Here is a 25086-nt window from a genome sequence, read left to right as displayed (position 1 = left end):
AACCGACCCCGCCGTATCCTCGCCTACAAGAAACCCAAAGAAGTCTTCGCCGAGCTGCTGACCAGCCAGATTGCTTCCACCAGCTGAGCACGGGGTGGCTTCCCGGCTCGTCGTTGCCACTACATCCAGGATCGAGCGTGACCTTGACGGCGGTGGCGCCCCGAAGGCCGTTCCTGGTCGGTCGGCACCGTGTTTGTCGTCAAGATCCGCGCAATGTCAGGGATGTTGCTGTCTCTCGCGCGTCGGAGGCAGCAACATCCGGGAAGTTGCGCAGATCTTGGCGCGGGCCACGGGGGTGTGGGGCCACGGGCCCACGGGGGTGCGGGGCGCGGGGTGCGGGGCGCGGGGCGACGGGGGTGCGGGGGTGCGGGGGCGCGCGGGGGTGCGGGGGCGCGCGGGGCGACGGGGGCGCGCGGGGCGACGGGGGCGCGCGGGGCGACGGGGGCGCGCGGGGCGACGGGGGCGCGGGGGTGCGGGGTGCGGGGGCGACGGGGTGCGGGGTGCGGGGGCGACGGGGTGCGGGCTGCGGGCGCGGGGCGACGGGGTCCGGGCCGCGGGGCGCGGGGAGTACGGGGCGCGGGGATGCGGAGGGCGGGGGTGCGGAAGGCGTGTCCCGTGGGGCTGGTGGGAAGGGCGCCGGTTAGGGTGTCGAACACACGTACTGCTGACGGCTGGGGGAGGGGGCGGCGTGCGCGTGCTCGGTGTCGACCCGGGTTTGACCCGGTGTGGGGTGGGCGTGGTCGAGGGTGTGCCCGGCCGGCCCTGCACCCTGGTCGCCTACTACGTGGTCTACACCGACCCGGCCGACGACCTTGCCTTGCGCCTGTTGCACCTGGACCGGTCGCTGGGCAAGCTGGTCGCCGAGCACCAGCCGGAGAGCGTCGCCGTCGAGCGGGTGTTCAGCCAGCACAACGTTCGTACCGTGATGGGCACCGCGCAGGCCAGTGGCATCGCCGTGCTGGCCGGGGCGCGGGCCGGGCTGCCGGTGCAGACGTACACGCCGAGTGAGGTGAAGGCGGCCGTGACCGGCTCCGGTCAGGCTGACAAGGCGCAGATGACCGCCATGGTGACCCGGCTGTTGCGGCTGGCCGAGCCGCCGAAGCCGGCGGACGCCGCGGACGCGCTGGCCCTGGCCATCTGCCACGTGTGGCGTGGTGGGACCCGCTCCAAGCTGGCCGCCGCGGCTGACCGGGCACGACGAGGAGGAGCACGATGATCGCCAGCGTGCGCGGCACGGTGACCGCGACGGGTCCGGACCAGGCCGTGATCGAGGTCGGTGGGGTCGGGCTCGCCGTGCACTGCGCCCCGGGGACCCTCGCGGAGCTGCGGGTGGGCCAGGTCGCCCGGCTCGCCACCAGCCTGATCGTGCGGGAAGACTCGCTGACCCTCTACGGATTCGCCGACGACGACGCCAAGTCGCTGTTCGAGCTGCTCCAGACCGCCAGTGGGGTCGGCCCGCGACTGGCCCAGGCGGTGCTGGCGGTGCACACGCCGGACGCGGTACGCAAGGCGATCGCCAACGCCGACACGGCCGCCCTGACCCGCGTACCCGGGATTGGCAAGAAGGGTGCGGAACGCCTGGTGCTGGAGCTGCGCGACCGGATCGGCCCGGTGCCGATCGGCGCGGACGGCGTCGCCGGGGTGACCCGCGGCAGCTGGCCCGAGCAGGTCCGGCAGGCACTGGTGGGGCTTGGCTGGACGGCCGGTCAGGCCGATCAGGCGGTGGCCGCGGTGGCGGAGTCGATCGAGGGGGAGACCCCGCCGGTGCCGGTGCTGCTCAAGCAGGCCATCCGACTGCTGGGCCGGACCCGATGACCGCGCGGGCCGCGCGATGAGCGCGAGGAGTGAGCCGGGTTTGCGAGCCCCGCAGTCGCGAGTGAAGGCGGCACGATGAGCGAGACCGAGGGGCTCGTCTCGGCGTACGTCAGTGACGCCGACCGGGACGCGGAGGCCACGGTACGGCCGAGGCGGCTGGCGGAGTTCATCGCCCAGGACCGGGTCCGCGACCAGCTTGACCTGTTGTTGCAGGGCGCCATGCGGCGGGGGTCGCCGCCGGACCACATCCTGCTCTCCGGCCCGCCCGGGTTGGGTAAGACGAGTCTGGCCAACATCGTCGCCGCCGAGTTGGGCGCGGGCATCCGGGTGACCAGCGGCCCGGCGATCGAGCGTTCCGGGGATCTGGCGGCGATCCTGACCAGCCTCGCCGAGGGTGATGTGCTCTTCATCGACGAGATCCACCGGATCGCGCGGCCGGCCGAGGAGTTGCTGTACAGCGCGATGGAGGACTTCCGGGTCGACGTGGTGGTGGGCAAGGGGCCGGGGGCGACGGCGATCCCGCTGGATGTCGAGCCGTTCACTCTGGTCGGCGCGACGACCCGCTCGGGTCTGTTGACCGGGCCGATGCGGGACCGGTTCGGCTTCGTGGCGCACCTCGACTTCTACGCCCCGGCGGATCTGGAGACGCTGCTGCACCGTTCGGCGCGGATTCTGGGGGTGCCGATCACTCCCGAGGGCGCGACCGAGATCGCCGGTCGGTCCCGGGGCACCCCGCGGATCGCCAACCGGCTGCTGCGCCGGGTCCGCGACTACGCCGAGGTCCGGGCGGACGGGGTGGTCGATCTCGACACCGCCCGCGCCGCCCTGATCGTGTACGACGTGGACGCGCTCGGCCTGGACCGGCTGGACCGTGCGGTGCTGACCGCGTTGGTCGACTCGTTCCGGGGCGGCCCGGTCGGGTTGTCCACCCTCGCCGTGGCGGTGGGGGAGCAGCCGGACACGGTGGAGGAGGTCTGCGAGCCGTTCCTGGTGCGAGCCGGGCTGTTGGCGCGTACGCCCCGGGGGCGGGTGGCGACCGAGGCCGCCTGGCGGCATCTGGGGCGCACGCCACCGAATGGTACATTTGGCACGGATAGTCCACCTGTGCCCGACTTGTTCTCCTTGGACGTCGATCAGCCGTGATGTGAACGTGATCTGTGCCGCATTCGGCGTTCTCAGGTGCAGGGTTTAGACTTCGCCGCGGTCTAACAGGACGTGAGAATCCGCCTCCGCTCCGGCACCCACGGTGCCGAGCAGGTGGCCAATGGGAAGGTCAGTAACCGTGCAATTGGCAGCAGCGGGTGGCGGGGCCGGCGGTTTCACGCCGATCCTGATGATCGTCCTGCTCTTCGGTGTTATGTACTTCATGATGATCCGGCCCCAGCAGAAGCGCCGCCGCGAGGCGGAGGCGATGCAGTCCAACCTCGGCCCCGGCGACGAGGTCGTGACCATTGGTGGGCTCTACGGCACGGTCACCGGCATCGAGGACGACACTGTCCTGATCGAGGTGGCACCGGGCGTGCAGACCCGCTACGCCCGCCCGGCCATCGCGCGGGTGGTCACCCGCGCGGAGCTGCCGAGCGAGCCGGTCACCGAGGACGCGGACACCGTCAAGGACTGACCCCTCCCCCCGGGGGCGGCGAGTCCGGCGTACGGCCGGTCGGCCGGCTTCCGGGTCGTCGCGCCCGAACGGGGCAGCGGACGAGACGTGAAAACTGGATAGTTGGGTCGACGCCGGGCGTCGGCACGTTCCCGTGACCGTCGGCGTTCCGCGCCGGGCGTGTCCGGTCCTCGTGCCGGCATTCTCGTCGGCTCAAGGCAGACCCGTCGGGCGGGACCCCCGGCCCGACACCGCCGCCGCTGCGACAGCGGCGCGACCGTACAGGGAGACAGGACAGCCGTGGCACCACCTCAGGGACAGATGCGCCCCGGGCGGCAGCTCGCCGTGCTCGGGTTCATCTTCGTGGTCCTCTATCTTTTGGTGTTCTTCGCCGGCGCCAGCGGCGGCTGGAAGGACCGGCTCGAGCCCAAGCTCGGCCTGGACCTCATCGGCGGCACCCGGCTGACGCTGGAGGCGACCAACTCCGTCGATGGCAAGCCCCCGACGGCGGAGAACCTCGAGGAGGCCCGGCAGATCATCGAGAACCGGGTCAACGGGCTCGGCGTGGCCGAGGCCGAGGTGGTCACCGAGGGTAACCGGAACATCGTCGTCTCCCTGCCCGGTGAGAACCGGGACATCGACGAGGTGGGCAGCGCGGCTGAGCTGCGCTTCCGCAAGGTGCTCAAGGCCGCCCCCGGCAGCGGCGTGGCCGAGGCACCGCCCGCCGCCACGCCGGCGCCGTCCGGCAGCGCCGCCCCGACCCCGTCCGGTGGCGCGACCCCGACCCCGACGGGCAGCGCCTCCCCGAAGGTGACCTCGTCGCCCAGCGGCGGCCAGGGCGGCATGGCCCCGGCCTCGCCGAGTGCCACGCCGACTCCCTCCGCGTCCGCCACGGCCTCGCCGAGCGCCGCCGCGCCCAGCGCCAGCGCCAGCGAAGAGCCGGTGCCGGCCAGCATCGAGGAGCAGCGCAAGGCCGTCGAGCAGAAGGTTGGCGCCGCCGCGTGGCAGGCCGCCAGCGGGCTGCAGGCTCCGGCCGACCTGACCGCCGACCCGTCGTTGGCCGACAAGCTCAAGCCGTTCGGCACGCTGTCGCCGCAGGAGGTCGCGGTGTTGCCGGCGCAGATGCAGTTCAACGTGCCGACGATCGGCTGCGCGCAGCTCGACAAGCGCCCACCCGCGTCGATCTCCGACCCGAAGCAGCAGGTGGTCGCCTGCGAGGACGGCGCATCGAAGTACCTGCTCGACCAGGCAAAGGTCGAGGGCACCGACGTGGACGACGCCGACGCGGTGCTCGACCAGACCAACGCGTGGGTGGTCAGCCTGGACTTCACCGGCGACGGCCAGGGCAAGTGGACCTCGCTGACCCGTGAGGCGTTCAACAACGAGGGCCAGGCCTGCGACGCCAGCGCGCTGGGTCAGGACGGCAAGTGCCGGGTGGCCGTCGTGCTGGACAACGAGATCGTCTCCTCCCCGGAGATCCAGGGCGTGCTGACCGGCAACTCCCAGATCACCGGCAACTTCAACCAGAAGGACGCCAGCGCACTCGCCGGCCAGCTGCGCTATGGTGCGCTGCCGGTGACCTTCAAGGCGCAGGAGTCGCAGAACGTCACCGCCACGCTGGGCGCCAGCCACCTGCGTGCCGGTCTGCTCGCGGCCGGCATCGGCATGCTGCTGGTCATCATCTACTCGTTCTTCTACTACCGGCTGCTCGGCTCGGTGATCTTCCTGAGCCTCATCCTGTCCGCGCTGCTCGTCTTCGGCGCGCTGGTGGTGCTCGGCCGGCAGATCGGCTTCACGCTCACCCTCGCCGGCATCGCCGGCATGATCGTCTCACTCGGTGTAGCGGCGGACTCGTTCGTCATCTACTTCGAACGACTGAAAGACGAGATCCGGGAGGGCCGCAGCCCGCGCAGCGCGGTGCCCCGCGCCTGGATCCGGGCCCGTCGGACGATCATCTCGGCCAACGCGATCACCCTGCTCTCCGCTGTGGTGCTCTACGTGGTCTCGGTCGGCACGGTCAAGGGCTTCGCGTTCGCCCTGGGTCTGGCCACCGTGCTGGACCTGGTCGTGGTGTTCCTCTTCCGGCACCCGATCATGACGATGTTCGCCCGGACCCGGGCGTTCCTGTCCCCGCGGGTCAGCGGTCTCGGCCGGGCACTTCCGGCCCGCAACCAGCCGACTCAGCCCCGCAACCCGCGCGCCAAGGAGGCCTGAGATGGCTGAAAACGGTCTGGCGAGCCGCCTCTACAACGGCGAGGCCGGTCTCAACATCGTCGGCCGGCGCAAGCTCTGGTTCGGCGTCGCCGGGGTCCTGGTCCTGATCGCGATCCTCAGCTTCTCGATTCGCGGCTTCAGCCTCGGCATCGAGTTCGCCGGCGGTAACTCGTTCCAGGTGCCGGCCAGCGTCGGCACCCTGGACGACGCCGAGCGCGAGGTCAACTCGGCGCTCGCCGCCGAGAACACCGGCATCGAGGTGGTTACCGCACAGAAGGTCGGCGGCCCCGGTGGCGACTCCTACGAGCTGCGCACCGGGCAGCTCAGCGCCGAGCAGGCCAACTCGGTCAAGGCCCAGATCGCCGAGGACCTCGGCATCAACGCGAATCAGATCAGCGGTAACCAGGTCAGTGAGGCGTGGGGCAGCCAGGTGACCCAGCGGGCCATCCTCGGTCTGGTCATCTTCATCGCGCTGGTGATGGTCTACCTGATCCTGCGCTTCGAGTGGCGGATGGCCGTGGCCGCGGTCGCCTCGCTGATCACGAACCTGCTCCTCACCGCCGGCATCTACTCGCTTGTCGGCTTCGAGGTCACCCCGTCGACGATCATCGGTCTCCTCACGATCCTGGGCTTCGCGCTCTACGACGTGGTGGTGGTCTTCGACAAGGTCCAGGAGAACACCCGGGGCATCACCGCCAACAACAACCAGACGTACGGCGAGGCGGCCAACCTGGCCGTCAACCAGAGCCTGATGCGGTCGTTGAACACCTCAGTGGTCGCCCTGCTGCCGGTCGGCGGTCTGCTCTTCATCGGTGCCGGCCTGCTCGGCGCCGGCACGCTGAAGGACCTCGGTCTGGTGCTGTTCGTCGGTATGGCGGTGGCGTTCCTGACCTCCATCCTGGTGGCCACCCCGCTGCTGGCGCTTCTCAAGAACTACGACCCGCGGATCCAGGCGCACAACAAGCGCGTCCTGACCCGGCGGGGCGCGATCAGCCGTGGCGAGGTCCCCGGTAGGGGTGCCGCGAGCCCGGCAGCCCAGGCCGACGCGACCGACGAGCCGGTCGACCCGGACGCCGCCGCACTGGCCGGTGCCGCCCCCAAGGTGGGCGCTCGGCCGGCGGGTAAGCGGCCGACCGGTGCCCGGGGCGGTCGCCCGGGTGGCGGCGGCAACCGGCCGGGTGGCGCCAAGCGGCGCTGACCCGACAGGAAACACCCGAACGGCGTCCGGCATGCTGTTGCCGGACGCCGTTCGTCGTTGAAGGGAAGCGAAACAGCCGTGACGGAGACCCACAGCACCGCAGCGCGCGGGGACAGTGGCCCGGAGGCCGCCCGACTGGTCGCCAGTCGGGTGCTGGACGTGCCCGACTTCCCGAAGCCCGGCGTCCTGTTCAAGGACCTGATGCCACTGTTCGCCGACGGCAAGGTCTTCCGTGAGGTGATCGACGGGATCGTCGCGTACCACGGGCGGGACACCTTCGACGTGGTGGTCGGCATCGAGGCGCGCGGGTTCGTCGTCGCGGCGGCCATCGCGTACGCGACCGGGGTGGGCGTGGTGCCGGTGCGCAAGGCCGGCAAGCTGCCCCGCCCGGCGCACTCGGTCTCCTACGCGCTGGAGTACGGCGAGGCCACCCTCGAAGTGCACGAGGACGCCTTCACCGCCGGGCACCGGGTGTTGGTGGTCGACGACGTGCTGGCCACCGGTGGCACCGCCGAGGCGACACTGGACCTGGTCGAGCGGGCCGGCGGGACCGTCACCGGCTTCACCGTGTTGCTGGAGCTCGGTTTCCTGGGTGGGCGTGAGCGTCTGGCGCCGCGTCCCGTCCACGCCCTGTTGACCGTTTGAACCGGTCGATACTCTGCTGACCGTTTGATCCCGTACCGGTCGGACGGGCCCGGCGCCGACCGTCCGGCGGAGCGGCAGGGGACCGTCCGTGCGGGTAGCATTGCCCTTTGCTGACGCCGGCGGTACGCCGTCCGGCGGGCGAGACCAGGTCGGCCGATGTTCGGCCGGCGTGTTTCCGGCGAGCGGTGAGGAGGCCGGTGTCCCACGATGTCGTCCCCCCGGCGGAGGGCACGGTGCACCCGACAGGCGACGCTGACGGCTCGGTGACCGACCGGGCAGGCGACGCGCCGGCCCGGGTGACGGGCAACGGCTCCGGCCCGGCTTCCGGCGAGAGCGCGGTGCGTCCGACCAGCGGCCCACCCAGCGCCGAGGCGTCGCCCGGTGCCGACGGTGTCGTGGTGCCGTTCCCGACCGACGCCGGTCTCGACCCGTCGCCCAGCGGCGGCTTCGGGCTCTCCAACGCGCCCACCGGCCGGCGGGTCCGGGCCCGGCTGGCCCGGTTCAACGCGCCCTGGCAGACCTCTCAGGTCAGCGAGGTGCTGGAGCCGCTCATCGCGAGCCACCGGGACAACCACCCCAAGGCGGACGCCCGGCTGCTCCAGCGCGCCTTCGACACGGCCGCGCGGTGGCACTCGGGGCAGTACCGCAAGTCCGGTGACCCCTACATCACCCACCCGCTCGCGGTGGCGACGATCCTCGGCAACCTGGGGATGGACACCACCACGCTGGTCGCCGCGCTGCTGCACGACACCATCGAGGACACCGAGTACACCCTCGACCAGATGCGGGCCGACTTCGGTGGCGAGGTCGCCCTGCTGGTCGACGGCGTCACCAAGCTCGACAAGGTCAAGCTGGGCGACGCGGCCAAGGCCGAGACGATCCGCAAGATGGTCGTGGCCATGGCCAAGGACCCGCGGGTGCTGGTGATCAAGCTGGCCGACCGGCTGCACAACATGCGTACCCTGACCTTCCTGCCCCGCCCCAAGCAGGAGCAGAAGGCCAAGGAGACGCTGGAGATCCTGGCACCTCTCGCCCACCGGCTCGGTATGAACACGATCAAGTGGGAGCTGGAGGATCTGTCCTTCGGCACGCTGTTCCCGAAGCGCTACGAGGAGATCAACCGGCTGATCGGGGAGCACCAGCCGCAGCGCGAGGCGCTGCTGCGGCAGGTGACGCAGAAGGTGCAGACCGACCTGAAGGCCGCCAAGATCAAGGCGGAGACCACCGGGCGGCCGAAGCACCTCTACTCGATCTACCAGAAGATGATCGTGCGGGGTCGCGACTTCAACGACATCTACGACCTGGTGGGCGTGCGGATCCTGGTCGACACGGTTCGCGACTGCTACGCGGCGCTGGGGGTCATCCACGCCAACTGGCAGCCGGTGCCGGGCCGGTTCAAGGACTACATCGCGATGCCCAAGTTCAACATGTACCAGTCCTTGCACACCACGGTCATCGGGCCCACCGGCAAGCCGGTGGAGATGCAGATCCGCACGTACGCGATGCACCGCACCGCGGAGTTCGGCATCGCCGCGCACTGGAAGTACAAGGAGCACAAGGGAACCCAGATCGTCGGCCCGCCCGCGCACATCGACGAGATGACCTGGCTGCGGCAGTTGCTGGACTGGCAGCGCGAGGCCGCCGACCCGAGCGAGTTCCTGGACGCGCTGCGCTTCGACCTGTCCAGCCAGGAGGTGTACGTCTTCACCCCCAAGGGTGACGTCATCCCGCTGCCGACCGGGTCGACGCCCGTGGACTTCGCGTACGCGGTGCACACCGAGGTGGGGCACAAGTGCATCGGGGCGCGGGTCAACGGCAAGCTGGTGCCGCTGGAGTCGACGCTGTCCAACGGCGACGTGATCGAGATCTTCACGTCGAAGTCCGAGACGGCCGGCCCGACGCAGGACTGGTTGGGCTTCGTCAAGAGTCCGCGCGCCCGGACGAAGATCCGGCAGTACTTCAACAAGGAGCGGCGCGAGGAGGCGATCGAGGCCGGCAAGGACGCGATCGTCAAGGCGATGCGCAAGCAGGGCATGCCGTTGCAGCGGATGCTCACCTCCGACGCGCTCATGTCGATCGCCCGCGACCTGCACCTGGCCGACGTGGCGTCGCTCTACGCGGCGGTCGGCGACAGCCAGGTCTCCGCGCAGTCGGTGGTGCAGAAGCTGATGGCCGCGTACGGCGGCGAGGAGGGCGCGGCGGAGGACATCGCCGAGACCGCCGTCGCCACCCGGCCGCCGCGCAGTCGGCAGAGCAGCAGCGACCCGGGCGTGGTGGTCCGCGGCGTCAGCGACGTCTGGATCAAGCTGGCCCGTTGCTGCACCCCGGTCCCACCGGACTCGGTGTTCGGCTTCGTCACCCGCTCCGGCGGGGTGAGCGTGCACCGCGACGACTGCGCCAACGCCGAGGACCTGCGCGCGCAGAGCGAGCGGGTCGTCGAGGTGAGCTGGAAACTCACCTCCGCCTCGACGTTCCTGGTCGCCATCCAGGTCGAGGCCCTGGACCGGCACAAGCTGCTGGCCGACGTCACTCGTGTGCTCTCCGACGAGCGGGTCAACATCCTCTCCGCCACCGTCACCACCACCCGCGACCGGGTGGCGGTGAGCCGGTTCAGCTTCGAGATGGCCGACCCGAAGCACCTGGGCCACCTGCTGGCCACCGTCCGCAAGGTCGACGGCGTCTTCGACGCCTACCGGGTCACCTCCGGGGCCTGACGCCACCTGGAGCGATCCGGGGCTCGGCGCGTACCCCGGAAAACACGACAGCGCCCGCCGGCTCAGCCGGCGGGCGCTGTGTCGTCTGCGCGGGTGTCAGCCCTGCGGCGCGCTCATCGTGAGGTCCTTGATGATGACCTCCTTCTTCGGGTGGCCACCGCCGGCCTGCTGGGCGAACGCCCCGTCGTCGCCGGCCTTGGCCACGTCCTTGACCAGGTCCAGGCCGCCGGTGATGGTGCCCAGCACGGTGTACGCCGGGTCCAGCGGCGAGTCGCCGTAGACGATGAAGAACTGGCTGCCGGTGCTGCCCGGCTGGCCGGAGTTGGCCATCGCGATGACACCCTCCGGGTACGGCGGGCGCTTGTCGGTGGGCAGGTTCTCCTCGGGCAGGCGGTAGCTTGGGCCGCCCTGGCCGTCGGTGTCCCGCCAGCCGTTGCCGGTGGCGCTGGGGTCACCGCACTGCAACACCTTGATGCCCTCGGTCACGAGCCGGTGGCACTTGGTGTTGTCGAAGAAGTTCTTCTCCGCGAGGTGGGTGAAGCTGCCCGCCGTGCACGGCACCAGCGACCGGTCGACCTTGGCGGTGATCGGGCCGAGGTTGGTGTCGATCGTCATGGTCTGCACGCCGGTGCCGGACTGCTGGTTGCTCGGCACCCCCACGTCCTTGATCTGCGGGGGCCGCTGCTCGGCTGGCAGCGCGTTGTACACGCACTCGGACGCGCCGGGCGCCGCGGTGGTGGTGCCGGGCTTGTCGTCGTCACCGCCGAGGCTCACCGCCAGCCAGACGGTGCCGGCGACCACGAGCACCAGCGCGGCACCCGCGCTGACGATCGCCGTCGTCTGCCGGCGCTTGCGGGCCTTGGCCGAGCGCTCGGCCATCTCCTTCTCGAGCCGGGCGCGTGCCGCCGCGCGCTGCCGCTCTCTGGTGGACGTCACGCCTGGATCCTCCTGGCTGTCTGCTGCTGAGTGCCGCTTTGGTGGGTGGTGGCGCCCGGTCAGCCGGCGGTCGGGCTGCTGGCCGGGGTGCCGGAGGCCGACGGCGCCGGTGCCGCACCGGTGACCGGCTCACCGACCGTGAGGCTCTGGATCGTCACATCGGTGCTGGGCTTGACCTTCGCCCCGGTCCCATTGTCCACGGTCGGGAGGGCACCGATCTTCTCCACCACGTCCAGCCCGCCGGTCACCCGGCCGATGACCGGGTACTTCGGGTCGGCGGTGGTGAAGTCCTTGAAGAAGATCAGGAACTGGCTGCCGTTGCTGCCCGGCGGGTTGGAGATCATCGCCACCGTGCCCTTCGGGTACGTCGGCGGCTGGTTGGGGGCCGGACTGGCCGACGGCGACGCCGACGGGACGGTCGGCAGCTCCTCGTCGTAGAACGAGTAGGTCGGCCCACCGAGACCCGTGCCGCTGGGGTCGCCGCAACGCAGCGCGCCCTCGGTGGTGATCTCGTGGCACTTGGTGTTGTCGTAGAACGACCGGCTCGCCAGGTGGGCGATGCTCGCCGCGGCGCACGGGGAGTTGGTCAGGTTCAGCTCCGCGGTGATCGGCGCGCCCTGGTTGGTGGTCACCGTCATCGCCCGGGTGCCGTCGGTGGGCAGATCCTTGGTGGCCGGCGTGCCGACGTCCTTGAGGTTGGTGTTGGCCGTCGCGTCCTGCGGCGTCCAGAGGCAGGTCTCCTCCGCGGCCGTGTTCTGCTTCGGGTCGGAGTCGAACGCACCGAGCGCCCAGGCTGAGCCGGCCACGACCAACACGAGGATCAGAGCGGCGCCAACCCCGGCCTGGATCTGCCGTCGGCGCCGCGTAGAGGCGGCCCGCCGAGCCAACTGCCGGTCGAGCTTGGCCCGCGCCAGTTTGCGCTGCCGGTCCCTGCTGGAAGCCACCCGTGCTCCCCTTTCCTCTACCTGGTCGTCGCCGGCGGCCGGTCGCCCCGGCCCGTCCGGGCGTCACGTGTGCCGCGCCACACGCCCGCCAGAGTGTACGGCTAGTGACTGGGAATGTGGTGTACGAGGTCCACCCCGTCCCGAGCAGCGCTTATCGGAGGTTGTCACTGTGCCCTACGGGGCGCCTGGGACGGACGCGGCAAACTCGCTCGGCCCGCCCGATAGGCTGCTCTGCAGGACGACAGCTGCTCGACGGAAAGGACAGCGCCCGTGCTCGTGGCCGGCTTTCCCGCGGACGCCTTCGGCACCAACTGCTACGTGGTTGCCACCGCGCCGGGGGAGCAGTGCGTGGTGGTCGACCCCGGCATCGGGGTGCTCGACCAACTCGACGCGCTGCTCGCCGAGCACCGCCTGCATCCGGCCGCCGTGCTGCTCACCCACGGCCACCTCGACCACACCTTCTCCGTCGCGCCGGTCTGCGGTGCGCGCGGCATCACCGCGTACGTGCACCCCGGTGACCGGGAGATGCTGGCCGACCCGTCCAAGGGCCTCTCGACCGACCTGACGTCGCTCTTCGGCGGCCGGCTGAGCTACACCGAGCCGGAGGACGTGGCGGAGCTGACCGACGGCGCCACCCTCACGCTCGCCGGCCTGGAGATCGCCGTCGACCACGCCCCGGGCCATACCGGCGGGTCGGTGCTGTTCCGGCTGCCGGGCGCCGGGTCGAGCTGGGAGGCTGACGAGCTGTGCCTCTCCGGTGACGTCCTCTTCGCCGGGTCGATCGGCCGCACCGACCTGCCGGGCGGGAGCATGCCGGCCATGCTCACCAGCCTGCGCGACAAGATCCTCCCGCTGGCCGACGACACCGTCGTGCTGCCCGGCCACGGCCCCAGCACCACCATCGGCCGCGAGCGCGCCAGCAACCCGTACCTCATCGAGGTGGCTGGCACGTCGCCGGCCGCGCCCACCCGGGGCCTCTAGATCTTCGTCCGCGCCGCGCGCGGACCCCACGACACCACCGCGCCGTGGGCGCGGAACCGCAAGGAGTACGCCGATGAGCAAGCCCACGCCCATCTCCGGCTTCCCGGAGTGGACGCCCGGTCAGCGGATGATCGAGCAGTTCGTGCTCGACAAGATCCGGGCCACCTTCGAGCTGTACGGCTTCGCGCCGCTGGAGACCCGCGCCGTTGAGCCGCTGGACCAGCTGCTGCGCAAGGGTGAGACCTCGAAGGAGGTCTACGTTATCCGGCGGTTGCACGCCGACGCCGAGGGTGCCGGTGCGGACGACCAGCTCGGCCTGCACTTCGACCTGACCGTGCCGTTCGCCCGGTACGTGCTGGAGAACGCCGGCAAGCTGGCTTTCCCGTTCCGCCGCTACCAGATCCAGAAGGTGTGGCGGGGTGAGCGGCCGCAGGAGGGCCGCTACCGGGAGTTCGTCCAGGCCGACATCGACATCGTCGACCGGGACACGCTGGCTCCGCACCACGAGGCGGAGATGCCCCTGGTCATCGGGGACGCGCTGCGCTCGTTGCCGATCCCGCCGGTGACGATCCAGGTCAACAACCGCAAGATCTGCGAGGGTTTCTACCGGGGCATCGGGCTGACCGACCCGGAGGCGGCGCTGCGCGCCGTGGACAAGCTCGACAAGATCGGCCCGGCGAAGGTGGCCGAGCTGCTGGCCCAGACCGCCGGGGCGAGCGAGGCGCAGGCCAAGGCGTGCCTGGCGCTGGCCGAGATCTCCGCCCCGGACGCGTCGTTCGCCGACGCCGTCCGGGCACTCGGGGTCAGCGACCCGCTGCTCGACGAGGGCATCGAGGAGCTGGTCCGAGTGGTGGAGACCGCCGCCGAGCACTCGCCCGGCCTCTGCGTGGCGGACCTGCGCATCGCCCGTGGCCTGGATTACTACACGGGCACCGTCTACGAGACCCAGCTGCGCGGCTACGAGCGCTTCGGCTCGATCTGCTCCGGCGGCCGGTACGACAACCTGGCCAGCGCCGGCGCTGTCTCGTACCCCGGGGTGGGGATCTCGATCGGGGTGACCCGGTTGCTCGGGCTGCTCTTCGGCGCGGGGGAGCTGTCGGTCTCGCGGGAGGTGCCGACCGCCGTGCTCGTCGCGGTGACCAGCGAGGAGCAGCGTACGGCCAGCAACCGGGTGGCCGAGGCGCTGCGGCGGCGCGGGGTGCCGACCGAGGTGTCGCCGAGCGCGGCGAAGTTCGGCAAGCAGATCCGCTACGCCGAGCGGCGCGGCATCCCGTACGTCTGGTTCCCCGGTACCGAGGGAACGCCGGACGAGGTGAAGGACATCCGCTCCGGTGAGCAGGTCACGGCCGGTGCCCACGAGTGGATGCCGCCCGTGGGAGACCTCAAGCCGACGGTCGGTTGAGTGTCTCCACTGGCGCTGACGGCCGCGGGGACCTACGGTAGCGTAAGTTACGCCACCGTAGGGAGTTTCTCGTGACCGTCAGCACCACACTGAGTCAGACCGCGCTGCTCGTCGAGTTGGAGCCGGTTGTCGCGCGCAACCTGGACCGCCACCTCTCGCTCGCCAAGGAGTGGTTCCCGCACGAGTACGTGCCGTGGAGCGAAGGCCGGACCTTCGACGGGCCGCTCGGCGGCGAGGCGTGGTCACCGACCGACTCCACCATCCCGGACGTGGCCCGCACCGCGCTGATCGTGAACCTGCTGACCGAGGACAACCTGCCCTCGTACCACCACGAGATCGCCACCCTGTTCGGCCGCGACGGCGCGTGGGGCACCTGGGTGCACCGGTGGACCGCCGAAGAGGGTCGGCACGGTGTCGCGATCCGCGACTACCTGACCGTCACCCGGGCGGTCGACCCGGTGGCGTTGGAGCGGGCCCGGATGACGCACATGTCCGAGGGCTACACCAACGCCCACGGCGACGAGGTGCTGCACTCACTGGCGTACGTCTCGTTCCAGGAGCTGGCCACCCGCATCTCGCACCGCAACACCGGCAAGGCCACCGGCGACCCCGCCTGCGAGGCACTGCTGGCCCGGGTGGCCGCCGACGAGAACCTGCACATGGTCTTCTACCGCAACCTGCTCGCGGCCGCGTTCGAGCTGGCGCCGAGCCAGGCCATGCGGGCCGTCGCCGACGTGGTGGCCGACTTCCAGATGCCGGGCAACGGCATCGAGGGCTTCGCCCGCAAGTCGGTGGCGATCGCACTGGCCGGCATCTACGACCTGCGCCAGCACCGCGACGACGTACTCCAGCCGGTCCTGCGCCAGTGGGACGTCTTCAACGTGACCGGCCTCAACGCCGACGGCGAAGCCGCCCGCGAGCAGTTGGCCGCCCAGCTCGAAGGCCTGGACCGCGCCGCGAGCCGCTTCGAGGAGAAGCGCGACGCCCGAGCCGCCCGCCTAGCCCTCCGCTAAACCCCACCCGCACCCCTCCAGCCCACCCCCACCCCCACCCATGCTCGCGTTGATCAAGAGGTTTCCGTCACCGGAGGCCGGTTTCCTGACGCAAACCTCTTGATCAACGCAGCGAGGGCTTGAGGGTGGGGGAGAGGCCGGGGGTTGGGGGGGTTAGGGGAGGGGGAGGAGGAGGCAGGTGCTGGTGGCGTGGGCTATCAGGCGGGCGGTGGCGTCGGTGATGCGGGCCTCGGCCAGGGCCGTGCGGCGGCCGCGTTGCAGCACCGTGCCCTCGCAGCGCAGGGTGCCACTGTCGACGGTGACCGGGCGGAGGAACTTCACGTTGAGGTCCAGCGAGGTGTAGCCGACGCCGGCGGGCAGAGTGGTGTGCACGGCGCACCCGGCGGCGGTGTCCAACAGGGTCGAGAGCACGCCACCGTGGACGCTGCCGAGCGGGTTGTAGTGGAACTCCTGCGGAGTCAGTTCGACGACGACCCGACCCTCGTCGGCTTCCATCCGGGTCATGTCGAGAAGGTGCATCACCGGCGGCGCGGCCAGTTCGCCGGCGATCATCGCCCGGAGCATGTCGAGGCCGCTGCGGCGACCGACCTGGGCGGCGTTGACCGACGGGTCCGCCCAGGTGAAGGTACGGCTGCGCGCTGGTTCCTGCGTCTGCGTCATGGACGCAGCCTGGCAGCAGGTTGCTGAGTCTGTCAACGAGACCTAGCCTGGTCGGATGCGACCCGCGGCTCTGGACTGGTCAGTGGAGAACTGCACCATCGCCCGGGCGATGGAGGTCCTCGGTGAGCGGTGGACGCTGGTGGTCCTCCGCGAGGTGTTCACCGGCGTACGCCGCTTCGACGACATGCGCGTGCGCACCGGGATTCCGCGCCAGGTGCTGACCAACCGGCTCGCCAGCCTGGTGGAGCAGGGCGTGCTGAGTCGCGAGCCGTACCGGGAGCCCGGCAGTCGGCTGCGCCACGAGTACCGGCTGACGGAGAAGGGTCTGGATCTCTGGCCGGTGCTCGTCGCTGTCCTCGGCTGGGGCGACCGGTACCTCGCCGGCGCGGAGGGCCCGCCGCTCAGCGTCACGCACCGCGACTGCGGCGCCGAGGTCCGCGCCGAACTGCGCTGCGCCGACGGGCACGACGTTTGTCGGCCCCGCGACGTGGTGCCCAGGCCGGGCCCCGGCGCCCGTCGCCGCACCCCCTGACCCGATCCCGCCGCACCCGACGCCCGGTGCGGAAACGCATCGATGATCGTGCGCGCCGAAATTGGGTCGGATGTCGGCGGGTGTGACGGTGGTTGTTCGCCAGCGTGTCGGGGGTGTTGCGCCCGTGTGGCCGATCATGGTCGGTGAATCCGGGCGAATTCAAGCCTTGTCAATGATCTTAAGTATGTGAATACTTCAGTCTCAGTCGGCCGGTTTCCCCAGATCGGCCGGGTTGCCCTCGGGTCAGCCGCCCCCGGCAGACCCGCTCCCCCGCCCAGGAGGTTTGTTACATGCGACCCACGAGGTCCTCATTCCGCGTTGCGGCCACAGTCGCCGTTTCCGGAACCCTGGTTGTCGGCTCGCTCATCGGCGCGCCCGCCCAGGCCGCTCCCGCCGCGTCGCCCGACGCCGCCGCTGCGATCTCTGCGGCACTCGGCGACCGCTCCGCCGGCTCGTACATCGACGCCAGCGGCAAGTCCGTCGTCACGGTGACCGACGCGGCCGCCGCCAGCAAGGCGAGCAAGGCCGGCGCCGTCGTCCGCTACGTCACCCGCGGTGCCGCCGAGCTCAACCGGGCCACGGCCGAGCTGGAGCGCTCCGCCAAGATCCCGGGCACCGCCTGGTGGAGCGACCCGGTCACCAACCAGGTCGTCGTCTCCGTCGACAGCACCGTCACTGGGGCCAAGCTGGAGCGGGTCAAGGCCGCCGCCGCGCGGGCCAACGGCGCGGTCCGGGTCGAGGCCGAGGCCGGCGTGCTGAGCACCCGGATCTCCGGCGGCCAGGCCATCTACGCCGGCGGGGGCGGGCGTTGCTCGCTCGGCTTCAACGTGCGCAGTGGCAGCACCTACTACTTCCTGACGGCCGGGCACTGCACCAACATCTCGGCCAGCTGGTACTCGAACTCCGCCCAGACCGCGCTGATCGGCACCCGTACCGGCACCAGCTTCCCGGGCAACGACTACGGCATCGTGCGGCACAGCAACTCCGCCAACGCCGCCGGCAACGTCTACCTCTACAACGGCAGCTACCAGGACATCACCGGCGCCGGTAACGCCTCCGTCGGCCAGTCGGTGCAGCGCTCCGGCAGCACCACCGGCCTGCGCGGCGGCTCGGTGAACGCGACCAACGCCACGGTGAACTACGCCGAGGGTTCGGTCTCCGGTCTGATCCGCACCAACGTCTGCGCCGAGCCGGGCGACAGCGGCGGCTCGCTCTTCGCCGGCAGCACCGCCCTGGGTATGACCTCCGGTGGTAGCGGCAACTGCCGCACCGGTGGCACGACCTACTTCCAGCCGGTCACCGAGGCGCTCAGCCGTTACGGCGTCAGCGTCTTCTAATCCACGCACCGCTCGCGGGCCGCCGGAACACTCCGGCGGCCCGCGTCGCGTTGCGAGCCACCGGAGCCCGCCGGCACCTGGCGAACGCGACGGCGGTCAGCCGGGCCCGGACGGTCTCGGCCACCGCCGGGAGACCAGCACGGCGGCCAGCGGTACGCCCGCCTCGGCGGCCGCCGCCAGTCGTTCCGTCAGCCCGATCCATGCCCCGTCGGTGAATAACTCGACGGCGAACCAACCGACCAGCCCGAGGAGGAGCGCCGCCACGGCGAGCGTCCCCGCGCGTGCGGGAGCTGTCAGGTGGCGATGCTCCCCGTTGGTGGATGGCCTCGCTCGACGGGGCACCGCCAGGGCCGGCCAGACGGCCAACGCCCCGAACGCCACACCGGCGGCCACGGCGTGCGTCGTCGAGTCACCGCCCGTGTTCTGCGGGAACGTGGCCAGGACCAGGGTCGCCAGCCCGCCCAGCGCGAGCAGCCCTCGCCCCGCCGGCGCGGCGCTGACCAGGCCGAGCGCGGTCGTCAGGTGACAGAGGCCCAGGCCGGCCAGGCCGATCGTCATGATCCAGCGGTGGTCCGCACCCGCGGCGGCGAGCGCGCTGATGGTCTGCCGCACCGGGTCGAACCCGTCGGACTGGGCGGCCTGCGCCAGGGTCCAGCCGCCGACGAGGAACAGCGGTGCGCCACCGGCCGACAGCAGGGCCCAACGGGGAACGGCGGACATCGGGCGATCCTAGCGGTGTGACCGGCGGGTGCCCGGGCCGCGCACTCGGGCCGCCGGCGCCGACGCCGGCGGGGGCGACGATGCAGATCAGGCGGGGCGACGGCTCACGGCAGCCGGTCGGGTCGCCCGGGGGCGGGCCCGCTCGGTGGTCCGAGGGGATCCGGGGGTACGACGCCCATGGTCGGCAGGTCCGGGCCGACGCGTACGGTGCCGCCGGCCGACCAGGCGAGGTGCGCCCGCCGGGCGGAGAGGACCGCCAGCAGCGGCCAGAGGGAGACCGCCACCGCCGTCACCCGCTCGGCCAGCCCGGTGCGGGACCCACCGGTCACCTCGAACGCGCACCAGCCGAAGAGCGCGAGCAGCACGAGCGTGGCGCTCAGCCCCACCGCCCGGCGGAACGCCCAGGGCGGCTCCGGTCGGGTGGGGTGCTCGGTGTCGTGGCCGCGCGGCAGCCGCAGTGCCGAGCCGGCCGGCCAGAGCACCAGGGCGAGGACGGCCACCGTCGCCGCGATGCCGTGGCTGAGCGACCCGCCGACCGGCGGCCGGGGAAAGGCGACCAGCGCGATGGTGGCCACGCCACCGATCGCCAGCAGGAAGCGGCTGGGCAGCCCGGCCGCGTGCAGGACGGCGGCGACCGACAGGTAACAGCAGCCGAGCAGCACCAGGGCCACCACCATGATCCACGCGTCGGTGGCGTCCTGCCCCGCCAGCTCGCTGATGGTGTCCCGGACCGGGTCGTACCCGATGGGTTGTCGGGCCTCCGCCACCGTCCACCCGGCTACCAGCAGCACCGGCGCCGCCGCCGCCGTGGCGACGGCCCAGTTCGGTACGGCGCGCATTTCGCCACGTTAACCGGCGCGGCTGGCGGGGGAGTCGGGTTCGCCGGTCCACCCCACCAGCGAATCGTGCCGGCCTACCGGGTGCCCGGAGGCGGAGCGGCCACCCCTGACAGAATGCGGGTGAGGACTGTTCCACGATGAGGAGTTGCCAGCCGTGATCCGTACCCACAATGCCGGAAGCCTGCGCGCCGCGGACGCCGGCTCGACGGTGACGCTCGCCGGCTGGGTGGCCCGCCGCCGCGACCACGGCGGGGTCATCTTCGTCGACCTGCGCGACGGTTCCGGTGTTGTCCAGGTGGTGTTCCGCGAGGAGGACGCGCACGCGCTGCGCAACGAGTTCTGCGTGAAGGTCGTCGGCGAGGTGACCCGCCGCCCGGCCGGCAACGAGAACCCGGAGCTGCCCACCGGCGAGGTCGAGGTGACCGCCGTCGAGCTGGAGGTGCTCTCCGAGGCGGCGCCGCTGCCGTTGCCGGTGGACGACCAGATCGAGGCCGGCGACGACATCCGACTCCGGTACCGCTACCTGGACCTGCGCCGCAGTGGCCCGGCGAACGCGCTGCGGCTGCGCTCGCGCGCCAGCCACCTCGCCCGGGGCGTGCTGCACGAACGGGACTTCCTGGAGATCGAGACCCCGACGCTGACCCGCTCGACGCCGGAGGGCGCCCGCGACTTCCTGGTGCCGGTGCGCCTGCAGCCCGGCAGCTGGTACGCGCTGCCGCAGTCGCCGCAGCTGTTCAAGCAGCTGCTGATGGTCGGCGGCATGGAGCGGTACTACCAGATCGCCCGCTGCTACCGCGACGAGGACTTCCGCGCCGACCGGCAGCCGGAGTTCACCCAGCTCGACATCGAGATGTCGTTCGTCACCGAGGACGACGTGATCGACCTCGGCGAGGCGATCGTCTCGGCGCTGTGGAAGGACCTGGCCGGGCACGAGATCACCCGACCGATCCCGCGGATCACCTGGCACGACGCGATGGCCCGGTACGGCTCGGACAAGCCGGACCTGCGCTACGGCGTCGAGCTGACCGAGCTGACCGACTACCTGCGCGGCACCGAGTTCCGGGTCTTCGCCGGGGCGATCGACGCGGGCGGCTACGTCGGCGCGGTGGTGATGCCCGGCGGCGCGGCGCAGAGCCGCAAGGAGCTGGACGGCTGGCAGGACTGGGCCAAGGCGCGCGGCGCACGCGGCCTGGCGTACGTGGTGCTGGACGCCGAGACCGGCGAGGCGCGCGGGCCGGTGGCGAAGAACCTCTCCGCCGAGCACCTGGGCGGGCTCGCCGACGCGGTCGGCGCCAAGCCGGGTGACGCGGTCTTCTTCGCCGCGAGCGCGACCACCCGGGAGGCGCAGGAGCTGCTCGGGGCGGCCCGCGTCGAGATCGCCAAGCGGTCCGGTCTGATCGACGAGAGCGCCTGGGCGTTCTGCTGGGTGGTCGACGCGCCGATGTTCGAGCGCACCGACGAGGGCGGTTGGACGGCCGTGCACCACCCGTTCACCTCGCCGAACGCGGAGTGGGTCGACCGGTTCGAGGAGGCTCCGGACCGCGCCCTGGCCTACGCGTACGACATCGTCTGCAACGGCAACGAGATCGGCGGCGGGTCGATCCGTATCCACCGGGGTGACGTGCAGAAGCGGGTCTTCGACCTGCTCGGCATCACTCCGGAGGAGGCGCAGGACAAGTTCGGCTTCCTGCTGGAGGCGTTCAAGTACGGCGCACCGCCGCACGGCGGCATCGCCTTCGGCTGGGACCGGGTCTGCATGCTGCTCGCCGGCGCGGACTCCATCCGTGAGGTCATCGCCTTCCCGAAGACCCGGGGTGGCTTCGACCCGCTGACCAGCGCCCCCACCCCGATCACCGCCCAGCAGCGCACCGAGGCCGGCATCGACGCCAAGCCCAAGCCCTCCGCAACGGCCCACACCGGAACGGCCGGCCCGGCAGCCCCGGTAGCAGACCCGGTCTGACCCCCACCACCTCCCGCCCGTTTGCTTGGTTGATCAAGAGGTTTGCGTCATCATCGCCCCGCGAGATGACGCAAACCTCTTGATCGTTAATGGGGGAGTGGGCTGGGATGCGGGCGCGGCCCTGGTGCGGAACTCCCTGATCGTGGGGTGTAGCGGGACGGCCTGGACCTGGCCGGGTTGAAGATCACCACCAGCGCGGCCAGTGGCCTGGTCCGTCCCCTGGACGTACGCCTCGACTCCGCGCGCGCCGCCAGCCTGCTGCGCACCCGGCTGCGCGGAGTACGCGAAGTTCTCGCCCACTAACCTTGCACACTTTCTATGCACAAGACTTGTGCATAGAAAGTGTGCAGAGATAGTGTGCACTCATGGCGGACGACAAGGACACCTCGCGGCCGGCGCCGGTCGAGGTACGCATCGACAAACGGCAGGTCCGGGTGCTGGCGCACCCGCTGCGAATGCGGCTCGTCGGGGCGTTGCGCGTGAAGGGACCCGCCACCGCCACCACCCTCGCCGAGATGCTCGGTACCAACACCGGCGCGACCAGCTACCACCTGCGCCAACTCGCCGAGGTCGGGTTGGTCGTCGAGGATCCCGACCGGGGCAGCGGGCGGCAGCGCTGGTGGCAGGCGGCGCACGACGTCACCAACTGGGAAGCGACCGACTTCGACGACGACCCCGACGCCCGGGCCGCGATCGAGTGGATCCAGGGCGACCAGGTGCGTCTCCTCGCCGAGACCGCCGACCGCTGGTTCGCCACCCAGCACGAGTGGTCGCCGGCCTGGCGGGACGGGTTCGGCATGAGCGACATCTTCATGACCATCCCGCCGGCCCGGCTGGAGGAACTCAAGGCGGAGGTGTGGCAGGTGCTGGAGCGCTACCACCGTGCGGCCGAGCCTGATGCCTCCGCCGACTCGGACGCCCGCCCGGTGCAGGTCTTCCTGGCCGCCTATCCGCTGCGAGAGGAATACCAGTGAGCGCGAGGAGTGAGCCGGTTTTGCGAGCCCCGCAGTCGCGAACAGAGGTGGCGTCGTGAGCGTGAGGAGTGAGCCGGTTTTGCGAGCCCCGCAGTCGCGAACAGAGGTGGCGTCGTGAGCGCGCTGACCGTACGCCAGGTTCGGCGTCGTTACCTCACGCTGTACGGCCTGCGTTGGCTGCCGACGGGTCTGATGATCCCGGTGATGATCCTGCTGATGCAGGAGCGCGGCCTGTCGTTGCCACAGATCGGTCTGGTCGGCACGGCGCAGGGGCTGCTGGTGCTGGCGCTGGAGTTGCCCACCGGCGGGCTCGCCGACGCCCTCGGTCGTCGGCCGGTGCTGCTCGCCGCCGGGGTGCTCAACCTCGCCTCGCTGGCGCTGTTCGCGGTGGCCGACTCGTTCGTGCTGTTCTTCGTGGTCTGGGCCTTGCAGGGCATCTACCGAGCGCTGGACAGCGGCCCGTTGGAGTCCTGGTACGTCGACGCCACCCTGGCCGCCGACCCGGAGGCCGAGTACGAGCGCGGCCTCGGGTACGCCGGCACCGTCGTCGGCGGCGCCATCGGCGGTGGCGCGCTGCTCAGCGGTGGTCTCATCGCGCTCGGCCCGATCGGACCGATCACCGCGCTCACGGTGCCCGTGTTGGCCGCCATCGTGGCGCAGGCGGCGGCGCTCGTCGCGTTGGTCGTGCTGCTGGTCGAGGAGCGGCCGGCCACCGGGTTCGCGGCGTTGCGGGCCTCGGTGGTCCAGGCGCCCCGGATGATCAGCCAGGCCGTCGGGCTGCTGCGTCGTTCCCGGGTGCTGCTGGCGTTGGTGGCCGTCGAGCTGTTCTGGGGCTTCGGCATGGTCACCTTCGAGTCGCTGCTGCCGGTTCGGCTCGCCGAGGTGATCGGCAATCCGGAACGTGCCGCGGCGCTGCTCGGGCCGGCGAACTCGGCCGCCTGGCTCGCCTCGGCCGCCGGGGCGGCACTCACCCCGCTGTTGCTGCGCTGGTTCGGCGCCGCGCCGGGTGCGGCCCTGCTGCGCATCCTGCAGGGCGTGACAGTGGTCGGGATGGGGTTGTTCGCCGGGCCGGTCGGCGTGCTGGTGGCGTACCTGGCCTGCTACGCCGTGCACGGCGCGTCCAACCCGCTGCACAGTGGGCTGCTGCACCGGCAGGTCGACGGCCCGTACCGGACCAGCGTGCTCTCGCTGAACTCGATGATGGCGCAGCCGGCCGGCGCGCTCGGCGGGGTGGTGCTGACCGCGCTCGCCGCCGCCACCAGCATCAGCACCGCGATGGTGGTCGGCGCGGTGGTGTTGGCCGTCGCCGCCCCGCTCTACCTGCCCGCCTGGCTGGCCGGCCGCCGGGCCGCCCCGGTTGTGGAGCCGACCGCGGTCCCGGTACCCGCCGCCGACCGCTGAGCAGGGGGCCCCTCGTCCGCGAGGGGCCCCCTGCTGCCCGTCAGGCGAGGCGGATCGAGCTGAGGGGGAGGGTGTTGGTGTAGCCGAGTCGACGGTAGAGCCGCGCCGCACCGACGTTGTGCGTGTAGACGCCGAGGCCAACGGTGTCGTGGCGCGCCAGCAGCGCCCGGGTCATCCCGGCGGTCAGGGCCGCGCCCAGCCCTCGACCCCGCTGGTCGGGGGCGACGGTCAGGCCGGCGAGAAAACCGATGTCACCCTGGCTGCGGTCCGCGCCGCACGCCACCAACCGGGCGCCGGCCCGGATGCCGTACCAGTCGACCACCCGTGGGTCGCCCGGGCGGGAGGTGCTGCTGGGGAACGACTCTTCGACCAGCGCCGCCAGCGCCGGCTGGTCGGCGTCGGTGAGGCGTACCACCGACCGCTCGTCCGGCTGCGCCGGCGGCGACGTGTCGGTCCAGTGGAAGTCCCAGTCGCTGTGCTCGGCCACCGCCAACCGGTCGACAAGCAGCCCGCGATCGTGTCGGGGCAGGTGCAGCCGCTGTCCAGGCTGGAGCAGCCCGTCGGCGGCGAGCGCGACACAGATCTCCAGCGCCGGTTCGGCCGGGCCGATCGCGCAGCCGGCCGGCCCGTGCTCGGGCGGCACCAGCCACAGCACGACGCCATCGCGCCGGTACGCGCGCGCCGGCACGGACCGTTTGAGCGCGTGCCGGGCGAACGGGTGGTGGCCGACGGCGGCCAGGATGGCGCTCCGGTCCTGGAGCACCCGGTCGTCGATGATCATGTGTTCCAGCCTAGGAGTCGGGGGTCGAACGCCCGCGCCGGGCCGTCACGGCGTGGCCACCTCCACCGTGGAGATTGACGAGTCGACCGATTGGGTACATCACGCGCCGACCTACTGGGAACCCCCACCGGAGGACCGACATGCTCGCCATCCTGGCCGCGATTGTCTTCGGCTTCGCCCTGCTCATCGATCTGCTCGACACCAACTTCGGCGCACCCGACCTGTTCAACTGGAACACCCTCGTGCTCATCGGGCTGCTCCTGCTCTCGCTCTACCTGGCCGGCGTGGGCAGCGGCCCGCGCGGCGGCGGCGCCGGTGGCGGTGGCCGTTGGTACCGGGGCCGTCGCCCCGGGCGTGGCTGACCGGAACCGATCACCGGTGGCGGGCCCGTGGCGCGATTCCGGCGTCGCGGGCCCGGCC

At 71.6% G+C, this 25086-nt stretch carries 23 protein-coding genes and 1 pseudogene; 18 read left to right on the top strand and 6 right to left on the bottom strand.

What is annotated here, in order from left to right; all coding sequences use genetic code 11:
* Positions 1–688 precede the first annotated feature (688 nt).
* The 8 genes from ruvC (at position 689) to ACFYL6_RS30225 (ending at position 10186) form a co-directional block, all read left to right on the top strand.
* Positions 689–1216 carry a crossover junction endodeoxyribonuclease RuvC gene (gene ruvC, locus ACFYL6_RS30260; RefSeq protein WP_387176484.1) on the top strand — a complete coding sequence of 176 codons (528 nt, stop codon included), beginning with the start codon at positions 689–691 and terminating at the stop codon, positions 1214–1216.
* Positions 1213–1815 carry a Holliday junction branch migration protein RuvA gene (gene ruvA / locus ACFYL6_RS30255; protein WP_124823022.1) on the top strand — a complete coding sequence of 201 codons (603 nt, stop codon included), beginning with the start codon at positions 1213–1215 and terminating at the stop codon, positions 1813–1815. Before ruvC ends, ruvA begins: the two co-directional genes overlap by 4 nt.
* A 75-nt stretch (positions 1816–1890) precedes the next feature.
* The gene (gene ruvB, locus ACFYL6_RS30250) at positions 1891–2958 is read left to right on the top strand and encodes a Holliday junction branch migration DNA helicase RuvB (RefSeq protein WP_387176482.1); all 1068 of its coding nucleotides are present in this window, start codon (positions 1891–1893) and stop codon (positions 2956–2958) included.
* A 139-nt stretch (positions 2959–3097) separates the two neighbouring features.
* The gene (yajC, locus tag ACFYL6_RS30245; RefSeq protein WP_387176481.1) at positions 3098–3436 is read left to right on the top strand and encodes a preprotein translocase subunit YajC; all 339 of its coding nucleotides are present in this window, start codon (positions 3098–3100) and stop codon (positions 3434–3436) included.
* 279 nt (positions 3437–3715) lie between these two features.
* A complete protein-coding gene (gene secD, locus ACFYL6_RS30240) occupies positions 3716–5629 on the top strand; it encodes a protein translocase subunit SecD (protein ID WP_387176479.1) in 1914 nt (637 codons plus the stop codon).
* A 1-nt stretch (position 5630) separates the two neighbouring features.
* On the top strand, positions 5631–6827 hold the full coding sequence (gene secF / locus ACFYL6_RS30235; RefSeq protein WP_387176477.1) for a protein translocase subunit SecF: 1197 nt from the start codon (positions 5631–5633) through the stop codon (positions 6825–6827).
* A 78-nt stretch (positions 6828–6905) separates the two neighbouring features.
* Entirely contained in the window at positions 6906–7472 is a 567-nt protein-coding gene (locus tag ACFYL6_RS30230; protein WP_387176475.1) for an adenine phosphoribosyltransferase, read from the top strand.
* A gap of 197 nt (positions 7473–7669) precedes the next feature.
* Positions 7670–10186, top strand: coding sequence for a RelA/SpoT family protein (locus tag ACFYL6_RS30225; RefSeq protein WP_387176473.1), 2517 nt, complete (start codon positions 7670–7672; stop codon positions 10184–10186).
* A gap of 96 nt (positions 10187–10282) precedes the next feature.
* Here the strand turns inward: ACFYL6_RS30225 and ACFYL6_RS30220 are convergent, their stop codons facing one another.
* Both ACFYL6_RS30220 and ACFYL6_RS30215 read right to left on the bottom strand, forming a co-directional pair.
* On the bottom strand, positions 10283–11122 hold the full coding sequence (locus ACFYL6_RS30220) for a peptidylprolyl isomerase (RefSeq protein ID WP_387176471.1): 840 nt from the start codon (positions 11120–11122) through the stop codon (positions 10283–10285).
* A gap of 59 nt (positions 11123–11181) precedes the next feature.
* Positions 11182–12066 carry a peptidylprolyl isomerase gene (locus ACFYL6_RS30215; protein WP_387176469.1) on the bottom strand — a complete coding sequence of 295 codons (885 nt, stop codon included), beginning with the start codon at positions 12064–12066 and terminating at the stop codon, positions 11182–11184.
* A 270-nt stretch (positions 12067–12336) separates the two neighbouring features.
* Here ACFYL6_RS30215 and ACFYL6_RS30210 point away from each other — a divergent pair, with 270 nt between their 5' ends.
* The 3 genes from ACFYL6_RS30210 (at position 12337) to ACFYL6_RS30200 (ending at position 15462) form a co-directional block, all read left to right on the top strand.
* Positions 12337–13047 carry an MBL fold metallo-hydrolase gene (locus ACFYL6_RS30210; RefSeq protein WP_030488361.1) on the top strand — a complete coding sequence of 237 codons (711 nt, stop codon included), beginning with the start codon at positions 12337–12339 and terminating at the stop codon, positions 13045–13047.
* 73 nt (positions 13048–13120) lie between these two features.
* Positions 13121–14449 (top strand): histidine--tRNA ligase, encoded by a 1329-nt coding sequence (hisS, locus tag ACFYL6_RS30205; protein WP_387176467.1) that lies wholly within the window; start codon positions 13121–13123, stop codon positions 14447–14449.
* A 71-nt stretch (positions 14450–14520) separates the two neighbouring features.
* The gene (locus tag ACFYL6_RS30200; RefSeq protein WP_387176465.1) at positions 14521–15462 is read left to right on the top strand and encodes an acyl-ACP desaturase; all 942 of its coding nucleotides are present in this window, start codon (positions 14521–14523) and stop codon (positions 15460–15462) included.
* Positions 15463–15615: 153 nt separating this feature from the next.
* Here ACFYL6_RS30200 and ACFYL6_RS30195 read toward each other — a convergent pair whose 3' ends face one another.
* The gene (locus tag ACFYL6_RS30195) at positions 15616–16122 is read right to left on the bottom strand and encodes a PaaI family thioesterase (RefSeq protein WP_238659783.1); all 507 of its coding nucleotides are present in this window, start codon (positions 16120–16122) and stop codon (positions 15616–15618) included.
* A 55-nt stretch (positions 16123–16177) separates the two neighbouring features.
* Here ACFYL6_RS30195 and ACFYL6_RS30190 point away from each other — a divergent pair, with 55 nt between their 5' ends.
* Together ACFYL6_RS30190 and ACFYL6_RS30185 are read left to right on the top strand one after the other, a co-directional pair.
* Positions 16178–16654, top strand: a complete 477-nt coding sequence (locus ACFYL6_RS30190) for a winged helix-turn-helix transcriptional regulator (protein ID WP_387176463.1) — start codon at positions 16178–16180, stop codon at positions 16652–16654.
* A gap of 290 nt (positions 16655–16944) precedes the next feature.
* Positions 16945–17991: a S1 family peptidase gene (locus ACFYL6_RS30185; protein ID WP_387176461.1), complete on the top strand. Its 1047-nt coding sequence runs from the start codon at positions 16945–16947 to the stop codon at positions 17989–17991.
* Positions 17992–18087: 96 nt separating this feature from the next.
* On the opposite strand, the gene ACFYL6_RS30180 is transcribed toward ACFYL6_RS30185, so the two are convergent.
* Both ACFYL6_RS30180 and ACFYL6_RS30175 read right to left on the bottom strand, forming a co-directional pair.
* A complete protein-coding gene (locus ACFYL6_RS30180) occupies positions 18088–18711 on the bottom strand; it encodes a DUF998 domain-containing protein (RefSeq protein WP_387176460.1) in 624 nt (207 codons plus the stop codon).
* 104 nt (positions 18712–18815) lie between these two features.
* Entirely contained in the window at positions 18816–19550 is a 735-nt protein-coding gene (locus ACFYL6_RS30175; protein WP_387176458.1) for a DUF998 domain-containing protein, read from the bottom strand.
* A gap of 154 nt (positions 19551–19704) precedes the next feature.
* Between ACFYL6_RS30175 and aspS the strand changes: the two genes are divergently transcribed.
* From aspS to ACFYL6_RS30155, 4 genes and pseudogenes are all read left to right on the top strand, one after another.
* Complete coding sequence (gene aspS, locus ACFYL6_RS30170; protein ID WP_387176456.1) at positions 19705–21510, top strand: aspartate--tRNA ligase; 1806 nt, start codon at positions 19705–19707, stop codon at positions 21508–21510.
* A gap of 177 nt (positions 21511–21687) precedes the next feature.
* The gene (locus tag ACFYL6_RS30165; protein WP_387176454.1) at positions 21688–21813 is read left to right on the top strand and encodes a hypothetical protein; all 126 of its coding nucleotides are present in this window, start codon (positions 21688–21690) and stop codon (positions 21811–21813) included.
* A 62-nt stretch (positions 21814–21875) separates the two neighbouring features.
* On the top strand, positions 21876–22484 hold the full coding sequence (locus ACFYL6_RS30160; protein WP_387176452.1) for an ArsR/SmtB family transcription factor: 609 nt from the start codon (positions 21876–21878) through the stop codon (positions 22482–22484).
* Between the two features lie 114 nt (positions 22485–22598).
* Positions 22599–23943: pseudogene (locus ACFYL6_RS30155) on the top strand (MFS transporter); the annotation flags it as partial.
* On the opposite strand, the gene ACFYL6_RS30150 reads toward ACFYL6_RS30155, so the two are convergent.
* Complete coding sequence (locus ACFYL6_RS30150; RefSeq protein WP_387176502.1) at positions 23926–24666, bottom strand: GNAT family N-acetyltransferase; 741 nt, start codon at positions 24664–24666, stop codon at positions 23926–23928. The pseudogene ACFYL6_RS30155 and the gene ACFYL6_RS30150 overlap by 18 nt on opposite strands.
* A 140-nt stretch (positions 24667–24806) precedes the next feature.
* Between ACFYL6_RS30150 and ACFYL6_RS30145 the strand changes: the two genes are divergently transcribed.
* Positions 24807–25028: a hypothetical protein gene (locus tag ACFYL6_RS30145; RefSeq protein WP_387176450.1), complete on the top strand. Its 222-nt coding sequence runs from the start codon at positions 24807–24809 to the stop codon at positions 25026–25028.
* Positions 25029–25086: the final 58 nt, after the last annotated feature.

The sequence above is a fragment of the Micromonospora sp. NPDC007208 genome (assembly GCF_042869175.1).
Taxonomy (GTDB): domain Bacteria; phylum Actinomycetota; class Actinomycetes; order Mycobacteriales; family Micromonosporaceae; genus Micromonospora; species Micromonospora foliorum.
The sequence above is the reverse complement of the archived record's forward strand: the minus strand, read 5'-3'. Positions and strand labels throughout refer to the sequence as shown.